At 67.6% G+C, this 15,641-nt stretch carries 16 protein-coding genes; 7 read left to right on the top strand and 9 right to left on the bottom strand.

What is annotated here, in order from left to right:
- Positions 1 to 18 precede the first annotated feature (18 nt).
- Together KHC24_RS10285 and KHC24_RS10280 are read right to left on the bottom strand one after the other, a co-directional pair.
- Positions 19 to 741, bottom strand: coding sequence for an SDR family NAD(P)-dependent oxidoreductase (locus KHC24_RS10285; protein ID WP_213363165.1), 723 nt, complete (start codon positions 739 to 741; stop codon positions 19 to 21).
- Positions 735 to 1,502: an SDR family NAD(P)-dependent oxidoreductase gene (locus tag KHC24_RS10280; protein ID WP_246546577.1), complete on the bottom strand. Its 768-nt coding sequence runs from the start codon at positions 1,500 to 1,502 to the stop codon at positions 735 to 737. The genes KHC24_RS10285 and KHC24_RS10280 overlap by 7 nt, the downstream gene beginning before the upstream one ends.
- A gap of 107 nt (positions 1,503 to 1,609) precedes the next feature.
- Between KHC24_RS10280 and KHC24_RS10275 the strand changes: the two genes are divergently transcribed.
- On the top strand, positions 1,610 to 2,569 hold the full coding sequence (locus tag KHC24_RS10275) for a LysR family transcriptional regulator (RefSeq protein WP_213363164.1): 960 nt from the start codon (positions 1,610 to 1,612) through the stop codon (positions 2,567 to 2,569).
- A gap of 108 nt (positions 2,570 to 2,677) precedes the next feature.
- Here the strand turns inward: KHC24_RS10275 and KHC24_RS10270 are convergent, their stop codons facing one another.
- The 4 genes from KHC24_RS10270 to KHC24_RS10255 all read right to left on the bottom strand — a co-directional run bounded on the left by KHC24_RS10270 (position 2,678) and on the right by KHC24_RS10255 (position 7,085).
- A complete protein-coding gene (locus tag KHC24_RS10270; protein ID WP_271180508.1) occupies positions 2,678 to 3,775 on the bottom strand; it encodes a serine/threonine protein kinase in 1,098 nt (365 codons plus the stop codon).
- Positions 3,772 to 5,205: a methylenetetrahydrofolate--tRNA-(uracil(54)-C(5))-methyltransferase (FADH(2)-oxidizing) TrmFO gene (trmFO, locus tag KHC24_RS10265; RefSeq protein ID WP_213363163.1), complete on the bottom strand. Its 1,434-nt coding sequence runs from the start codon at positions 5,203 to 5,205 to the stop codon at positions 3,772 to 3,774. The genes KHC24_RS10270 and trmFO overlap by 4 nt, the downstream gene beginning before the upstream one ends.
- 229 nt (positions 5,206 to 5,434) lie before the next feature.
- A complete protein-coding gene (locus KHC24_RS10260) occupies positions 5,435 to 5,596 on the bottom strand; it encodes a DUF1127 domain-containing protein (RefSeq protein WP_213363162.1) in 162 nt (53 codons plus the stop codon).
- A gap of 193 nt (positions 5,597 to 5,789) precedes the next feature.
- Positions 5,790 to 7,085 carry an O-acetylhomoserine aminocarboxypropyltransferase gene (locus KHC24_RS10255; protein ID WP_213363161.1) on the bottom strand — a complete coding sequence of 432 codons (1,296 nt, stop codon included), beginning with the start codon at positions 7,083 to 7,085 and terminating at the stop codon, positions 5,790 to 5,792.
- Positions 7,086 to 7,264: 179 nt separating this feature from the next.
- On the opposite strand from KHC24_RS10255, the gene KHC24_RS10250 reads away from it, so the two are divergent.
- On the top strand, positions 7,265 to 8,206 hold the full coding sequence (locus KHC24_RS10250) for a hypothetical protein (RefSeq protein ID WP_213363160.1): 942 nt from the start codon (positions 7,265 to 7,267) through the stop codon (positions 8,204 to 8,206).
- A 21-nt stretch (positions 8,207 to 8,227) separates the two neighbouring features.
- Here KHC24_RS10250 and KHC24_RS10245 read toward each other — a convergent pair whose 3' ends face one another.
- Complete coding sequence (locus KHC24_RS10245; protein WP_213363159.1) at positions 8,228 to 8,671, bottom strand: CoA-binding protein; 444 nt, start codon at positions 8,669 to 8,671, stop codon at positions 8,228 to 8,230.
- Between the two features lie 127 nt (positions 8,672 to 8,798).
- On the opposite strand from KHC24_RS10245, the gene KHC24_RS10240 reads away from it, so the two are divergent.
- The 4 genes from KHC24_RS10240 (at position 8,799) to KHC24_RS10225 (ending at position 11,771) form a co-directional block, all read left to right on the top strand.
- A complete protein-coding gene (locus tag KHC24_RS10240) occupies positions 8,799 to 9,275 on the top strand; it encodes a PaaI family thioesterase (RefSeq protein ID WP_246546569.1) in 477 nt (158 codons plus the stop codon).
- Positions 9,276 to 9,437: 162 nt separating this feature from the next.
- A complete protein-coding gene (gene rplM / locus KHC24_RS10235) occupies positions 9,438 to 9,899 on the top strand; it encodes a 50S ribosomal protein L13 (RefSeq protein ID WP_213363158.1) in 462 nt (153 codons plus the stop codon).
- Between the two features lie 2 nt (positions 9,900 to 9,901).
- Positions 9,902 to 10,378: a 30S ribosomal protein S9 gene (rpsI, locus tag KHC24_RS10230; RefSeq protein ID WP_213363157.1), complete on the top strand. Its 477-nt coding sequence runs from the start codon at positions 9,902 to 9,904 to the stop codon at positions 10,376 to 10,378.
- Between the two features lie 166 nt (positions 10,379 to 10,544).
- Positions 10,545 to 11,771, top strand: coding sequence for a GGDEF domain-containing protein (locus tag KHC24_RS10225; protein ID WP_213363156.1), 1,227 nt, complete (start codon positions 10,545 to 10,547; stop codon positions 11,769 to 11,771).
- Positions 11,772 to 11,883: 112 nt separating this feature from the next.
- Here the strand turns inward: KHC24_RS10225 and glnA are convergent, their stop codons facing one another.
- Positions 11,884 to 13,293 carry a type I glutamate--ammonia ligase gene (glnA, locus tag KHC24_RS10220; protein WP_213363155.1) on the bottom strand — a complete coding sequence of 470 codons (1,410 nt, stop codon included), beginning with the start codon at positions 13,291 to 13,293 and terminating at the stop codon, positions 11,884 to 11,886.
- Positions 13,294 to 13,373: 80 nt separating this feature from the next.
- The gene (locus tag KHC24_RS10215) at positions 13,374 to 13,712 is read right to left on the bottom strand and encodes a P-II family nitrogen regulator (RefSeq protein ID WP_213355983.1); all 339 of its coding nucleotides are present in this window, start codon (positions 13,710 to 13,712) and stop codon (positions 13,374 to 13,376) included.
- Between the two features lie 324 nt (positions 13,713 to 14,036).
- Between KHC24_RS10215 and KHC24_RS10210 the strand changes: the two genes are divergently transcribed.
- Positions 14,037 to 15,527, top strand: coding sequence for an NAD(P)H-hydrate dehydratase (locus KHC24_RS10210; protein ID WP_213363293.1), 1,491 nt, complete (start codon positions 14,037 to 14,039; stop codon positions 15,525 to 15,527).
- Positions 15,528 to 15,641 lie beyond the last annotated feature (114 nt).

Raw genomic sequence — 15,641 nt, 5'->3', positions numbered from 1 at the left:
CCTCTGGGGTTTTTGATGTCAGTGCATTGCCGCGCCGCCATCGACGCTGATGCATTGGCCGGTGATGAAGCCTGTCGCACGGCTGGCGAGGAACAGTACTGCCTGTGCCACCTCTTCCGGCCGGCCGACGCGGCCGAACGGGTTGCCGGTCTCCAGCCGCTTCAGCTCGTCGCTGAGATTGTCGAAGTCGAGCAGCGGGGTATCGACCGGGCCGGGCGCGATGGCGTTGACCTGGATATGCGGGGCAAGCTCGCGCGCCCAGGAACGGGTGAGGGTGATGATCGCGCCCTTGGTGCCGGCATAGCCGGAATAGCCGGCACGCCCGAGAAAGGCGAGCTCGGAAGCGATGTTGATGATGCGTCCCTTCGCCGATCCTTCGCCGGCGAAATAACGCAGCGCCTCGCGGGCCATGAGGATCGGCCCGCGAATATTGACGCTGGCCATGCGCTCATAGGCGGCGATGTCGAAGCTGGCGAGCGGGGTCTCGATGCAGATGCCGGCGCAGTTCACGATCACGTCGAGCCCGCCGAGATGGGCGGCGGCGGCCTCCATGCTGCCGGCGATGGCGGCCTCGTCGGCGACATTGGTGAGGATGGTCGGCCAGTTCGCCACCTCCGGCGGGTGCAGATCGAAACCGACCACCTTGGCGCCGGCGGCTGCGAGCGCGTTGGCGCTGGCGAGGCCGATGCCGCTTGCCGCGCCGGTGATGACGACCCGCAAATCCCTGTGCGGCGCTACCATGGGAATTCTCCACGATCGACGCCGAGGCTCTGGCCGGTGATGTTGGCCGCGAGGTCGGACGCCAGGAACAGGTAGGTGCCGGCCATGTCGTCCGGCTCCATGAAACCGGGGAGAATCTGCGCCGAAACGATCTCCTTGAGGAGGTCGTCCGGTGCAACGCCGCGCGTCTCAGCCATGCGATGGAGCGAACGCAGCGAGGCTTCGGTCCGCACCCAGCCGGGGCAGACCGCGTTGACGGTGATGCCGCGCGGCCCGAGTTCCTTCGCCCATGTCTTGGTGAGGCCGATCACCGCGTGCTTGGAGGCGACATAGGCGCCGAACAGTGCTTCCGACCCGCGCGACCACACCGAGGCGGTGTTGACGATGCGCCCGCCCGCACCCATGCCCGGCAGCACGGCGCGGGTGACGAGGAAGGTGCCGACGACATTGATCTCGACGACGCGGCGGAAGGCGGCTTCGTTCGCCTCGCTGGCATCGTCGAGAGGGGTGATCAGTTCGAGGCCGGCATTGTTGACGAGCACGTCGAGCCGCGGCAGCTGCGCCGCCAGCGCCGCGACGTCGCCGGCATCGGTGATGTCGACCCGGTGCCCGGTGGCGCCGAGCCGCTCGGCGGCCTCGAAGACCGCCTCGTCATCGGCGAGCATGTGCAGCCGGGCGCCGGCGGCGGCAAAACCGCGGGCGATGCCGAGCCCGATGCCGCGGCTGGAGCCGGTCACAAGCACGGTGCGGCCGGCAAGGCCGGCGAGGCCGATATCGGGCATGCGTCTCTCCCAGCTACCCACCGATGCTGGCGCAGATTCACATTCACAGAAATCACATTTAATGGAAGATTATATCGATAATTATCGATGTAATGCCCGGAGCCGCGATGCGCCGCCTCGACAATATCGACCTGCGGCTGCTCCGGGTGTTCGTGGTGCTGGCCGATGAGGGCGGCTTCCACGACGCGCAGATCGCGCTTAACCTGTCGCAATCGACGCTGTCCACCCATCTGGCGGCGCTGGAGCGCAAGCTCGGCGGCCAACTCTGCGAGCGCGGGCGGTCCGGATTCCGGCTTACCCCCTTCGGCGAGGCGACGCTGGCGGCGGCACGCCGGCTGTTCGACGATATCGAAGGGTTTCATGCCCGCATCGGCCAGGACCGGCACCGGCTGGTCGGGCGGTTGCGCATCGGCATTCTCGACGGGGTGGTGACCAACCCGCATCTCGGCCTGCAGACGGCGCTGTCGCGCTACATGGCCTATGCGGCGGATGTGTTCGTCGACCTGGTGCTCGGCACGCCGCAGGAGCTGGAGCAGGCGCTGCTGGACGGCGAGCGCGACGTGGTGATCGGCGCCTTCTCGCAGAAGGTGCCGGGCATCGCCTATATCCCGCTGCATCGCGAGCCGCAGGCGCTCTATTGCGGGCGCGGCCATAAACTGTTCGAGCGACCGGCGCGGGAGATCGGGCAGGCGGATATCGAGGCGGCGCTGTTCAGCGTGCGCGGCTATCGCCATTTCGACGACCTGTACCGGGTGAACCATCCGCGTGCGAGCGCCTCGATCGTGCAGATGGAGGCGCAGGTGATGCTGATTCTCTCCGGCCATTTCATCGGCTACCTGCCGCGCCATATCGGCGAGGACTGGGTGCGGCGCGGGCAGATGCGGGTCATCCGGCCGGAAAGCTACGGCTTCGAATCGGCGCATTTCGTCGCCACGCGGCGGCTCAAGGGCGAGCGGCCGCTGATCGACGCCTTCGTGCGGGAATTGCGGGCGGTGGCGGGGGTGGGTGAAGCCGCCGCTGCCGGCTTGGGAGCCTCCCTCGCCCCGTCGGGGAGAGGGGTGGGATGAGCGGGCTTCTTCGCCTTCCAATGGCGTAGCCCCTCACCGACCCGCTGTGCGGGCCACCTCTCCCCAACGGGGAGAGGAAAGAGAAAGGCAGGGTGGTCCTTGCGGAGGCTAAATGCCGCGCCGCACCCGGTCGCTGAGGTTCAGGCGCCCGCGGATGATGGCATCGAGCGCCGCCTGCTGCGCCGGCGTGCGCGGCAGCTGCTCCATCTGGTCGAGCTGGTTGAGGGCGACGAGGCGCAAGAGGTCGTCGCGCACCTCGCCCTTCTCGTCGCGGGGCAATTCGGCGACCAGCTGGACGTGCTCGGGCGGATTGTGGCCGGGCAGGGCGGCGGCGAGATGGGCGCGCAACTGCGCCTCCGCGACCTCCGGCCCCGCCTCGACGAAGGCGTAGAGGCCGAAGCTGCCGCCGGGGGTCGGGAAATCGGTGATATGCGCCGCCCTTACCCCTGGCGCGGCGGCCAGCGCCGCGGCGATGCGCGGGCCTTCCTCCATCGCCCGCGGGCCGCGGCCTTCGGTGTCGTGGTAATTCAAGAGCTTGCGGGTGACGAAGATGTAGACCTGCTTGCCGGTCGCCATCCACACCCGGTTGATCAGGCTCTTGCGGGCGAGGATCTTCTTCTCGCGCGCGGTGAGCGCCTCCGGGCAGAAGCTGCGCTTGTGCTTCAGGAGGTGACGGATGTCCTCGTAAGCGGCGATGCGGAACAGCTTGGTGCGCCGGGAGAAGCAGACGGCGAGCTGGAAATCCATCAGCACCGCACCGCCATCGGCGGCATAGAGCCAGTTCTGCGGCTTGGCGAGATCGTTGTGGGCGATGCCGCGGCGATGCACCTGGCGCAGCCCCTCGCGGGCGGCGGCGAACCAGGCGGCGTTGCCGACCGGACGGGCGATCTGCAGCGGCAGGCCATCGACGAAGCCGCGCACCAGCCAGCCTTCCTCCAGCGCGAACACCGGCACGGTGTGGCCGCTGCCATTGGCCCGGCGCAGGGCGCGGGCCTCGCGGCGGGCGAAGTGCCGGGCGAGCGGCTTCACCCACCATTTCACGCCGGCATAGTGCCGGCGCACGGCGGGATGCTCGCCGTCGGCATCGTGCCAGACGCCGCGCTCGATGGTGGAGAAGATGTCCCGCTTGAGCACGGTGTCGAGCTCGAAGCGGCCGCCGGAGGAGCGGGCGGTCGGCATCGGCGGATCGACGAAACGGCGGGTCACGCGGCCACCTCGCCATCGCCGGGGACGGCGCTGCGCGCCCATTCGTCGATGTCGCGCAGGGCGCGGCGGGCCATTTCCTGCTTCTTGGCGACGGTCTTCTGGGTGCCGCGCAGGCGGTTGCCCTCGGCGTCGCGGGTCGGATTGGCGTCGAGCGGCGGAAACAGGCCGAAATTGACGTTCATCGGCTGGAACGAGCGCGGGCCCGGCTCCACTGTCTCGATGTGGCCGCCGGTGATGTGGGCGAGCAGCGCGCCATGGGCGGTGGTGACCGGCGGCGGCGGAAGCGGCTGGCCCAGCCGCTCGGCGGCGGTGAACAGGCCGGCGATCAGCCCCATGGCGGCGCTTTCCACATAACCCTCGCAGCCGGTGATCTGGCCGGCGAAGCGCAGGCGTGGCTCTACCGCCAGCCGCAGCGTCGGATCGAGCACGCGCGGCGAGTTGAGATAAGTGTTGCGGTGCAAACCGCCGAGGCGGGCGAATTCCGCCTTTTCCAGCCCGGGGATCATGCGCAGGATGCGTACCTGCTCGGCATGGCGGGCCTTGGTCTGGAAGCCGACCATGTTGAACAGCGTGCCGAGCGCATTGTCCTGCCGCAGCTGGACGATGGCGTGCGACTTCACCTCGGGGCTGCGCGGATTGGTGAGGCCGACCGGCTTCATCGGGCCGTGGCGCAGCGTCTCCGGGCCGCGCGTGGCCATCACCTCGATCGGCAGGCAGCCGTCGAAATAGGGAGTGTTGGCTTCGAATTCGCGGAACGGCACGGTGTCGGAGGCGATCAGCGCGGCGACGAAGGCGTCGTACTGCGCCTTGTCCATCGGGCAGTTGATGTAATCGGCGCCGGTGCCGCCCGGCCCCGGCTTGTCGTAGCGCGACTGGAACCAGGCGACGTCCATGTCGATCGAATCAAAATGCACGATGGGGGCGATGGCGTCGAAAAACGCCAGCGCGCCTTCGCCGGTGCGCGCGCGGATCGCCTCGGCGAGCGCCGGCGAGGTGAGGGGGCCGGTGGCGACGATGACGCTGTCCCACTCCGGCGGCGGCAGTCCGTCGACTTCGCCGCGCTCCAGCGTGATCAGCGGATGCGAGGTGATCGCCTCGGTGACCGCCTGCGAGAAGCCGTCGCGGTCGACCGCCAGCGCGCCGCCGGCGGGAAGCTGGTGGCGATCGGCGCAGGCCATGATCAGCGAGCCCAGCCGACGCATCTCCGCATGCAGCACGCCGACGGCGTTGGAGGTGTGGTCGTCCGAGCGGAAGGAGTTGGAGCAGACCAGCTCGGCGAGGCCGTCGCCCTTATGGGCATCGGTGCCGCGGTGCGGCCGCATCTCGTGCAGCACCACCGGCACGCCGCGACGGGCGAGCTGCCAGGCGGCTTCCGAACCGGCAAGGCCGCCGCCGACGATATGGACAGGAGTAGGGGTGTTCAGGCTCATGCTCGGTCGGGTCCGCTTTTCCGGGCGGCCCCTTAGCACGGATCGTGGCCGGGCGCAGGACTATCGCACGCGCGCATCGGCAGGAAGCCGGGTGCCAGCAAGACGCGGGAGGCCCAAGGGGGATCCATGAAAGGCCGGTAAAGCCCTGGCCGCAAACGAAAACGGCCCCGGAAGGCCGGGGCCGCTCAGTCCGCGTTCTCAGAAGATCCGCAGGCGGGGTGAGCCGCCATCAGGCCGCAGCAGCCGCCTGACGCGCCACGCGGAAGATTTCCGAACGCGACACATTGATGTCGGCGAGGGTGCGGTCGTCGAGCTGGGAAAGTTCGACAACGGTACGACGATACGCCTGCCAGCGGCGGATCTGCTTGGCGATAAAGCCCCAGAGCAGCATGTTAGTCTCCATCAGGTTGCGAAAGCGGAGCGGTCACCGGGTTTGGCTGCACGCTCCGTAATCATTTCGCTGCCTATATATTCGACAACATGCTTATCCAGTAGGATGTATGTGGCATCCCAGCCATGCGTCGAGCGCATGAGACGCCCACAATTCATTCATAATTGCACGGCTGGCCTTTGCTGCGCCGCACTCAGGCCACAGCCAGTGCCTGATCGAGATCGGCGATGATGTCGGCCACGTCCTCGATGCCGACCGACAGCCGCACCACGTCCGGGCCGGCGCCGGCCGCCACTTTCTGCGTATCGGAAAGCTGGCGGTGGGTGGTCGAGGCCGGATGGATGATCAGCGAACGGGTGTCGCCGATATTGGCGAGGTGGGAGAACAGCTTGACGTTCGACACCAGTGCCACGCCGGCATCAAAGCCGCCCTTGAGCCCGAAAGTGAATACCGCGCCGGCGCCCTTCGGCGTGTAGCGCTGGGCGAGATTGTAATAGCGGTCGCCCGGCAGGCCGGGATAGCTGACCCATTCCACCTTGGGATGCTCGGCGAGGAATTTGGCGACGGCGAGCGCGTTGTCGCTGTGGCGCTGGAGCCGCAGCGGCAGCGTCTCGATGCCGGTGAGAATCAGAAAGGCATTGAAGGGCGACAGCGCCGGCCCGAGATCGCGCAGGCCGAGCACGCGGGCGGCGATGGCGAAGGCAAAATTGCCGAAGGTCTCGCCGATGACGATGCCTTCATATTCCGGCCGCGGCTGCGAAAGGAACGGGTAGCGCCCCTCGCGCAGCCAGTTGAAGCTGCCGCCATCGACGAGGAGGCCACCGATGGAATTGCCGTGGCCGCCAAGGAATTTGGTGGCGGAGTGGATGATGATGTCGGCGCCGTGCTCGAATGGCCGGATCAGATAGGGGGTCGCCAGCGTGTTGTCGACGATCAGCGGCACGCCGGCGCGCTTGGCGATCTTCGATATGGCGGCGATGTCGGTGACGATTCCGCCCGGATTGGCGATCGATTCGATGAAGATCGCCTTGGTCTTCGGCGAAATGGCGCGCTCGAACGAGGCGACGTCATCGACATCCGCCCACACCACGTTCCAGCCGAAGCTCTTGAAGGCGTGGTTGAACTGGTTGATCGAGCCGCCATAGAGCTTGTTGCCGGCAATGAACTCGTCGCCGGGGGACAGCAGCGTCTGGAAGGCGAGCAGCTGCGCCGCATGGCCGGAGGCGACCGCCAGTGCGGCAGTGCCGCCCTCGAGCGCCGCCACCCGTTCCTCCAGCACCGCGTTGGTCGGGTTGCCGATGCGGGTATAGATGTTGCCGAACGCCTTCAGCCCGAACAGCGCGGCGGCGTGATCGACATCGTCGAACACGAAGGACGTCGTCTGATAGATCGGCGTGGCGCGCGCCTTGGTGGTCGGGTCCGGCGCGGCGCCGGCATGGACGGCGAGGGTGGCGAAGCCGGGCGTCTGCGGCTGGGATGTATCGGTCACGTGGCGTTCCTCGGAGCTGGGGCGTGTTGATGGGCAGTTCACGCCGGGCCACAAAAAAACGCAAGATGGACGTGAACCAGTTATAAGGCCATTTTTGTGCTGTAAATATGGGGCGTGGTCCACGGCTTGGCCATGCGCGCGCGTGTACGAGACCGCGCTGCGCGAGGGTGCCCGGTTCGGTGCTGGACATCGTTCGCACGCGGTGGAATCGTAGTGGGGATGGGGATCGCACGAGGTGGCGACCTATGGCGGCGTTTCGAGCTCCTCTACAGATTTCGCGCATCTTGGCGGCGGGGCTCTGGCTCGTCGGCGCGATGACGTTTGCCGAGGCGCAGACGAGTTCCTCGCCGCAGCGCAGCTTCACGCAGCAGGAACGGCTCGACATGGCGGAAACGCTGACGCGCCAGTTTCCCGCGCTGACGGTCACCTCGGTCGACGCGCCCATCATTCGCGGCGATGCCGATCCGCTCATATTCAAGATCACGCCGTCCGGGCGGCCGCAGTTCGGCGAACTCTTTGCCTCCGAACAATATCAGTTTCGCTATTACCCGACCGACACCTTTGCCTTCGGTGCCTATTTCTGCCGGCTGGCGCAGGAGTTCGTGCGGGAGCGCCGCCAGCAGAACGCCAGATTTCTGGTGCCGCAGTTCAGTCCCGGAGGCTCGGTCGGCGCGGGAGGCATCGATATTCCCGTGCAGAATGCCGCGGAGCTGCTGACATCGATTTTCTACGTGGCGCTCTATCTCTGGGATTTCGCGCTCGACGAAAATTACGGACAGTTCCGCCTTCTCGTCCGGGGCTTCGCCGATCAGTCGGATAGCTTCAGCCGGCCGGTTCAAGCGGGCAGCCCGCGCGCGCTCGCCTATCTGCCGACCCTGTCGCCGCCGATGCTGGTCTATGATCGCCAACCGACGGTGCGGCCGGTGGGGACCAGCTACTCCAATGCCGATCTTCCCGAGCTGCGCGCCGACTTCGTGAAGTCGATCCTCGACGCCTTCCTGTCCTCCTGCCAGCTTCAGGCCTCGCTGGTGCCGGCCAGCCAGGTCCTACAGGGCGCCGTCCTGCCGAGGCGGAATCCGCAGTTCCGAACCTTCGAAATTTTCTTCTACAGCTATCGCTGAGCCGGCCTGCCCCGCTACGCGTCAGCTATCGACCCGTGCGAGGCGCAGGCGCGGAATCTCGATGGCCGGGCAGCGGTCCATGATGACGGCGACGCCAGCTTTTTCGGCGCGCGCCGCCGCGGCATCGTCGCGCACGCCGAGCTGGGACCAGATCAGCTTCGGCAGGGGAATGAGCGCCAGCGCCTCCTCGACCACCTTCGGCAGATATTCCGGGGCGCGGAACACGTCGACCATGTCGATCGGCTCCGGCACGTCGGCGAGGCGGGCATAGGTCGGCAGGCTGGCAATGTCGCGCCCGGCCTGGCCGGGATTGATGGCGAACACCTTGAAGCCGTGCAAGGCGAGATAGCGGGCGACGCCATGGCTGGGCCGCGCCGGATTCGGGCTGGCGCCGACCACGGCGATGGTACGCACCCGGCCGAGCTGCTCGGCGATATAGGCGTCGGAATAGGCGTCGTGATTCATGCGGCGGTTCCCGATGGGTTTCGATCGCATATGGTGATGGCGCCCATGAAATCTATGCTCCGAACCGCGGGCTGACGGGAGCGCCGGCGGCGGCGATACTGCCGCAAACGAGGCAAGGGAGGACGCAATGGATGTGACGCAGCGCGAGGCCGGCACCGGGACCAGCCGCCGGCCGGATGCGGCAATGGATGCCGGGCAGCTCCAGTCCTACCTCGTCGCCGAGTTCCCGCAGGCCTTCGGTCCCGGCCGGCCGCACGAGGTGGCCGGCGCCGACCCGGAAGGAGTGACGGTGCGGTTCATCGCCGGCGACGAGCATCTGCGGCCCGGCGCCACCGTCTCCGGCCCGACGATGATGGGCCTTGCCGACATCGCCGCCTATGCGGCGATCCTCGCGGCCATCGGTCCGGTGCCGCTGGCGGTGACGACCAATTTCTCCATCAATTTCCTGCGGCGGCCGGCGCCGGGGCCGATGCTCGCCCAGGCGAGCCTGCTGAAGCTCGGCCGGCGGCTGGCCGTGTGCGAGATCGCGCTGCGCGGGGAGGGGGAGGACGAGCTGTGCGCCCACGCGGTGACCACCTATTCCATCCCGCCGCGAGGGATTTGAGGGGCTTATTTCAAGGTATTTTTATACCTATTTTATAAGCAATTGATTTTGCTGCATTAATTTGCGCATTGTGCGATTGACGCGCACGCGCCGCTCGGTTAGAAGCCGCGCCAAGTGAAGTGCAGCCGCATGGCCGCACCCTTACGTATATGGATCAATCCCATGAAGACGTTTTCGGCAAAACCCGCCGACATTGAGAAGAAGTGGGTGGTGATCGACGCGACCGACCTCGTGGTCGGCCGTCTCGCGACCATCATCGCCACGCGCCTGAAGGGCAAGCACAAGGCGATCTACACCCCGCACGTCGATTGCGGCGACAATGTCGTCGTCATCAACGCCGAGAAGGTGGCGCTGACCGGCAACAAGCGCAACGACAAGGTCTATTACCACCACACCGGCTTCCCCGGCGGCATCAAGGAGCGGACCGCGAAGTTCCTGCTCGACGGCCGTTTCCCGGAGCGCGTGGTGGAGAAGGCGGTAGAGCGCATGCTCGCCCGCGGTCCTCTCGGCCGCAAGCTGATGGGCAATCTGCGCGTCTATAAGGGCCCGGCTCACCCGCATGAGGCCCAGCAGCCGGTGGCGCTCGACGTCGCTGCGCTGAACCGCAAGAATGTGAGGAACTGATCATGGCCGAGGTTCTCCAGTCCCTCGACGCCCTCGACGCCCTGAAGCCGCAGGCTCCCGAGGCGCCCAAGCACGTCCAGAAGCTCGACAAGTTCGGCCGCGCCTATGCTACCGGCAAGCGCAAGGACGCGGTCGCCCGCGTCTGGATCCGTCCGGGCACTGGCAAGATCACCGTCAACGACCGCGCGCTCGAAGTTTATTTCGCGCGTCCGGTGCTGCGGCTGATCATCCAGCAGCCCTTCACCGCGGCTGCCCGCACCGGCCAGTATGATGTGGTCTGCACCGTCTCCGGCGGTGGCCTCTCCGGCCAGGCCGGCGCGCTGCGTCACGGCATCTCCCGCGCGCTCACCTATTATGAGCCCGAGCTGCGCGGCCCGCTGAAGAAGGGCGGCTTCCTGACCCGCGATTCGCGCGTCGTCGAGCGCAAGAAGTACGGCCGTGCCAAGGCCCGCCGCAGCTTCCAGTTCTCGAAGCGCTGATCGGCGCTTTCATTCGCCATCGCATCGAAGGGCAGGCCTCGCGGCCTGCCCTTTTTGTTTGCCGCCTTGCCGCCAGGCGGGACCAGCCTCGGAAGGTTGCTAGGCAGGGCGGCGCCGTTCCGCTATCTCGGAGGGCAGGGGAACCGCCCCGTTCGGTGCAGGACGCATGTTCTACGACCCGTTGACGATCTGGTCCTTCACAACCTTCTCGACGCTGCTGATCGCCGGCGTGCTGCTGGTGTCCTGGGTCATGTGGCCAGGAGAGAGCGCGCTCGGCTATTGGGGCATCGCCTTCGTGGTGACGACCATGAGCCTCGCCGGCCTCGCGGCGCGCGGCGTGGTGCCGGCCTTCATTTCCGTCGAACTCTCCAATGCCGCGCTGCTGCTGGCCTGGGGCCTGGGCTGGAACGGCTTTCGCGCCTTCGATCGCCGCCGCCCGGTGATTCTGTTGCCGGCGGTGTTGATCGGCGTGTGGCTCGCCATCTGCCAGCTGCCCGCGCTCCGTGACGATGCGGTGCCGCGCATGTGGGCGATGCTGGCCTTTACCAGCCTGCTGGTGCTGCTCAGCATTCGCGAGCTTTATCGACGCCGCGCCGACGGGCTGGTGGCGCGCTGGCTGGCGATCGGGCTGCTGTCGCTGCATCTGTGCGCGCTGCTGGCGCGGCCGTCTCTGCTGCTGTTCGGGCTCACCACCATCGATGTCGAGGGCAACATCCTGCGGGACCCGGGGCTCATCGTCTATGCCTTCGAGCTCGTGGCGTTTCAGCTGCTGATGGCCTTCTGTGTCATCGGCCTCGTGCGCGAGCGACGGGAGCGCCAGTTCGAAGAGGCGGCGCTGATCGACGACCTGACCGGCCTGCTGAACCGGCGCGGATTTCTGACCCGCACCCGCGATGCCGTCGCCGCCGGCGGTCCGGTCGCGGTGCTGGCTCTCGATCTTGACCGCTTCAAGACCATCAACGACGTCTACGGCCACGCCGCCGGCGACGACGTGCTGCGCCTGTTCGCCCGGGTGCTGCGCGACAATCTGCGCGGCACCGACATCGTCGGACGGCTGGGCGGCGAGGAGTTCGGGGTGGTGCTGCCCGGAGCGGAGACCGCGGTGGCGCGCGAGATCGCCGAGCGCATCCGTATCGCCTTCCGTCACTCCGGCGAGGAGCTGCCGATGCGCGAGACGCGGCTATCGGCCAGCATCGGCATCGCGACCGGCCATTTGCCGACCCTCGTGCCGGGCGAGGCGCTGGCGGCGCTGCAGGAGCAGGCGGACATGGCGCTCTATGCCGCCAAGCAGGGAGGGCGCGACCGGGTGATGCTGCACGCGGCCGGGGACCGTGGCGCGGAGCGGCCAGGCGGCGGGCTGGGCGCTGCCGTGGCGAGCCGTCCGGAGTCGTGATGCATCCGCGCCGGCCGAGATGCGGCCGAACAGACCCGCATGAAAAAGGGCGCCGGTGGCGCCCTTTTCCGTTTCGCGGCAGCCGTTCGGGGCTTTGCAGCCCGCGATCGGATCAGACCGAATAGTACATTTCGAACTCGACCGGGTGCGGCGTCATTTCGAAGCGCATCACCTCGGTCATCTTCAACTCGATATAGGCGTTGATGAAGTCGTCATCGAACACGCCGCCCTTCTTCAGGAACTCGCGGTCCTTGTCGAGCGAGGACAGTGCCTCGCGCAGCGAGCCGCACACGGTCGGGATCTTCTTCAGCTCGCGCGGCGGCAGGTCATAGAGATCCTTGTCCATCGCCGGGCCGGGATCGGTCTTGTTCTGGATGCCGTCGAGGCCGGCCATCAAGAGCGCGGCGAAGGCGAGGTACGGGTTCGCACCGGGGTCGGGGAAGCGGGTCTCGACGCGCTTGGCCTTCGGCGACGTGGTGTAGGGGATGCGGCAGGAGGCCGAGCGGTTGCGCGCCGAATAGGCGAGCAGCACCGGCGCCTCATAGCCCGGAACCAGCCGCTTATAGGAGTTGGTCAGCGGGTTGGTGAAGGCGTTCAGCGCCTTGGCATGCTTGATGATGCCGCCGATGTACCACAGGCATTCCTGGCTGAGGTCGGCATATTTGTTGCCGGCGAACTGCGGCTTGCCGTCCTTCCAGATCGACTGGTGCACATGCATGCCCGAGCCGTTGTCGCCATAGACCGGCTTCGGCATGAAGGTGGCGGTCTTGCCGTAGACGTTGGCGACCTGGTGGATGCAGTACTTGTAGATCTGCAGGTGGTCGGCCATCGTGACGAGGGTGTTGAACTTCAGTCCCAGCTCGTGCTGGGCGGAAGCCACCTCGTGGTGGTGCTTCTCGACCTTGGCGCCCATGCGGGCCATCGCCGCCAGCATCTCGCCGCGCATGTCCTGGGCGCTGTCGACCGGCGGAACCGGGAAGTAGCCGCCCTTGGTGCGCACGCGGTGGCCGAGATTGCCACCCTCATAGTCGGTGTCGCCATTGGTCGGCAGCTCGCTGGAATCGAGCTTGAAGCCGGTATTGTAGGGGTCGGCCTTGAAGCGGACGTCGTCGAAAATGAAGAACTCGGCCTCAGGGCCGATATAGACGGTGTCGCCGACACCGGTGCTCTTCATATAGGCCTCAGCCTTCTTGGCGATGCCGCGCGGGTCGCGCCCATAAGGCTCGCCGGTGGTCGGCTCCAGCACGTCGCAGACGACGACCAGCGTCGTCTCGGCGAAGAAGGGGTCGACGCAGACCGAATCGAGGTCCGGCTGCAGATGCATGTCGGATTCGTTGATCGCCTTCCAGCCGGCGATGGACGAACCGTCAAACGCCTGCCCCTCGGCGAAGAAATCCTCGTCGACCATCGTGATGTCGAAGGTGACGTGCTGCCACTTGCCGCGCGGATCGGTGAAGCGCAGGTCGACGTATTTGACGTCGTTGTCCTTGATGAGCTTCAGGACGTCCTTGGCCGTCGTCATAGTATCTTGCCTCTGATGTGCCCTGCCTTGTCAGGCAGCGGGGATTGCCGGGCGTGATTCAAGAGCCCGGCACAACCCCATCAGATGGCGTCGACGCCGGACTCCCCGGTGCGGATGCGGATCGCCTCTTCGATATTGGAGACGAAAATCTTGCCATCGCCGATGCGGCCGGTCTGGGCCGCGCGCCGGATGGCATCGATCGCCGTCTCCACCATCTCGTCGCCTACGACGACCTCGATCTTCACCTTAGGCAGGAAGTCTACCACGTACTCGGCGCCACGGTAGAGTTCCGTGTGGCCTTTCTGCCGGCCAAAACCCTTGGCTTCGGTCACGGTGATGCCCTGCAGGCCGACTTCCTGCAGCGCTTCCTTCACCTCGTCGAGCTTGAAGGGTTTGATGATGGCCTCAATCTTCTTCATCTGATCTCGTCTCCCTGGCCCGGCCGTCACCGCCGCCGAGCCACCCGCGTCAAAGCAGAACCCATGCCAAGCACGATAGCAGCGCTGAAAGCCGCATGATATCAGCTTGTTGCGAGGTGGCGTATGACGAGCGTAGCGACCGGTAGGGCGGGAATGATTATTTATTGGTCAGTATGATTACGAAACGAGCGGGAATCGACCCGGATTCCGCTCGGGCGCTGCGCTTTAATTAGGCAAAGTGTGTCGCTTTGCCGCTTCCCGCGGCCGAAGCAGGAGGGCGAGATGTCCACAGCCTCACGAAGGGCAGGCGGCGACATGGCCGGGATCGAGCTGCTGACGCCCGTCGAAATGGGGCGGGCGGACGCCCTGACCATCGCCGCCGGCACGCCGGGGGCACGGCTGATGGAGCGGGCCGGGGCCATGGTGGCGCAGGCGGCGGCACGGCTGTGCCTTCCCGGCGGGCGGGTGCTGGTGCTGTGCGGGCCGGGCAATAATGGCGGCGACGGCTTCGTGGCGGCGCGGCGGTTGGCGGGGCAGGGCTACCGGGTCACGCTGGCGCTGCTCGGCGCGCGCTCGGGCCTGCGCGGCGATGCCGCCGCCATGGCCGATCTGTGGACCGGTGAGGTGTATGAAGCGGCCGAAACCGATGTCGGGCAGGCCGATCTGATCATCGACGCGCTGTTCGGCGCCGGTCTCGCCCGCGACCTCGACGGGGAGGCGCTCGCCCTGGTCGAGCGGGTGAACGCCGCCGGCGTGCCGGTGGTGGCGGTGGACCTGCCGTCAGGCATCGACGGCGCGACCGGCGCGGTGCGCGGGGTGGCGATACGGGCGAGCGCGAGCGTCACCTTCTTCCGCCCGAAGCCCGGACATTTGCTGATGCCGGGGCGGATGCTGGCCGGCCGGCTCGAGGTCGCCGATATCGGCATCGGCGCCGGCGTGCTGGAGGCGATCCGTCCGCTTGCCTTCGCCAACCTCCCGGAGCTGTGGGCGGGGCAGTTCCCGCTGCCGCGCATGGACGGGCACAAATATAGCCGCGGCCATCTCGTCGCGGTCTCCGGTCCCGCTTCCGCCGCCGGGGCGACGCGGCTGGCGGCGGCGGCGGCGCTGCGCGCCGGCGCCGGGCTGGTGACGGTCGCCTGCCCGGAGGCGGCGCTGGCGATCCATGCCGCGAAGCTCTCGGCGGTGATGGTGCGCGCCGTCGAGGATGCCGACGGGCTGGCGCAACTGCTCGCCGACCGCCGGCTCGGCACGGTGGTGCTTGGCCCCGGCGCCGGGGTGGGGCCGGAGACGCGGCAGAAGCTGGCGGTGGCGGCCGACCGGCGGCTGGTGGTCGATGCCGGCCTCATCACCTCCTTTGCCGGCGATGCGCGGGAGCTGGCGGCGGCACTCTCCCGCTCCCCCGCCGCGGTGCTGACGCCGCATGACGGCGAGTTCGCGCGGCTGTTCGCCAACGAGCCTTCGGTGCTGGAGGCGCCCTCGAAGCTGGAGCGGGCGCGGGCCGGGGCGGCGCTCACCGGCGCCGTGCTGCTGCTGAAGGGCCCCGATACCGTGGTGGCGAGCCCGGACGGCCGCGCCGCCATCGCCGCCAACGCCCCGCCCTATATCGCCACCGCCGGCGCCGGCGACGTGCTGGCGGGAATCGTCGGCGGGCTGCTGGCGCAGGGCATGCCGGCTTTCGAGGCCGCGAGCGCCGCGGTGTGGCTGCATGGCGAGGCCGGCCGCGCGGCGGGGCCGGGCCTGGTCGCCGACGATCTCGTCGCGGCGCTGCGGCCGGTCTATCGCCAGCTGTTCGCGCGCCTCGGCGGGCCGGCCTGAACCCAAAGCTCACGCGCATTTTGGGCTGGCGCGGCGGCAGGTCCGTGCTATAAGCCCGCACCCGGCTGGCGGCACCTATTCGGGTGCGCGCGTCCGTGTGCCTTGGTCGATGGC

The organism is Ancylobacter defluvii (assembly GCF_018390605.1).
GTDB classification, from domain to species: Bacteria; Pseudomonadota; Alphaproteobacteria; order Rhizobiales; family Xanthobacteraceae; genus Ancylobacter; species Ancylobacter defluvii.
This window is presented reverse-complemented; position numbering and strand designations above follow the sequence as displayed.

Bases quoted from the DNA above. Each gene is read 5' to 3' on its own strand.
- KHC24_RS10285 (WP_213363165.1), bottom strand. From the start codon at position 741: ATGGTAGCGCCGCACAGGGATTTGCGGGTCGTCATCACCGGCGCGGCA.
- KHC24_RS10280 (WP_246546577.1), bottom strand. From the start codon at position 1,502: ATGCCCGATATCGGCCTCGCCGGCCTTGCCGGCCGCACCGTGCTTGTG.
- KHC24_RS10275 (WP_213363164.1), top strand. From the start codon at position 1,610: ATGCGCCGCCTCGACAATATCGACCTGCGGCTGCTCCGGGTGTTCGTG.
- trmFO (WP_213363163.1), bottom strand. From the start codon at position 5,205: ATGAGCCTGAACACCCCTACTCCTGTCCATATCGTCGGCGGCGGCCTT.
- KHC24_RS10260 (WP_213363162.1), bottom strand. From the start codon at position 5,596: ATGCTGCTCTGGGGCTTTATCGCCAAGCAGATCCGCCGCTGGCAGGCG.
- KHC24_RS10245 (WP_213363159.1), bottom strand. From the start codon at position 8,671: ATGAATCACGACGCCTATTCCGACGCCTATATCGCCGAGCAGCTCGGC.
- KHC24_RS10240 (WP_246546569.1), top strand. From the start codon at position 8,799: ATGGATGTGACGCAGCGCGAGGCCGGCACCGGGACCAGCCGCCGGCCG.
- rplM (WP_213363158.1), top strand. From the start codon at position 9,438: ATGAAGACGTTTTCGGCAAAACCCGCCGACATTGAGAAGAAGTGGGTG.
- rpsI (WP_213363157.1), top strand. From the start codon at position 9,902: ATGGCCGAGGTTCTCCAGTCCCTCGACGCCCTCGACGCCCTGAAGCCG.
- KHC24_RS10225 (WP_213363156.1), top strand. From the start codon at position 10,545: ATGTTCTACGACCCGTTGACGATCTGGTCCTTCACAACCTTCTCGACG.
- glnA (WP_213363155.1), bottom strand. From the start codon at position 13,293: ATGACGACGGCCAAGGACGTCCTGAAGCTCATCAAGGACAACGACGTC.
- KHC24_RS10215 (WP_213355983.1), bottom strand. From the start codon at position 13,712: ATGAAGAAGATTGAGGCCATCATCAAACCCTTCAAGCTCGACGAGGTG.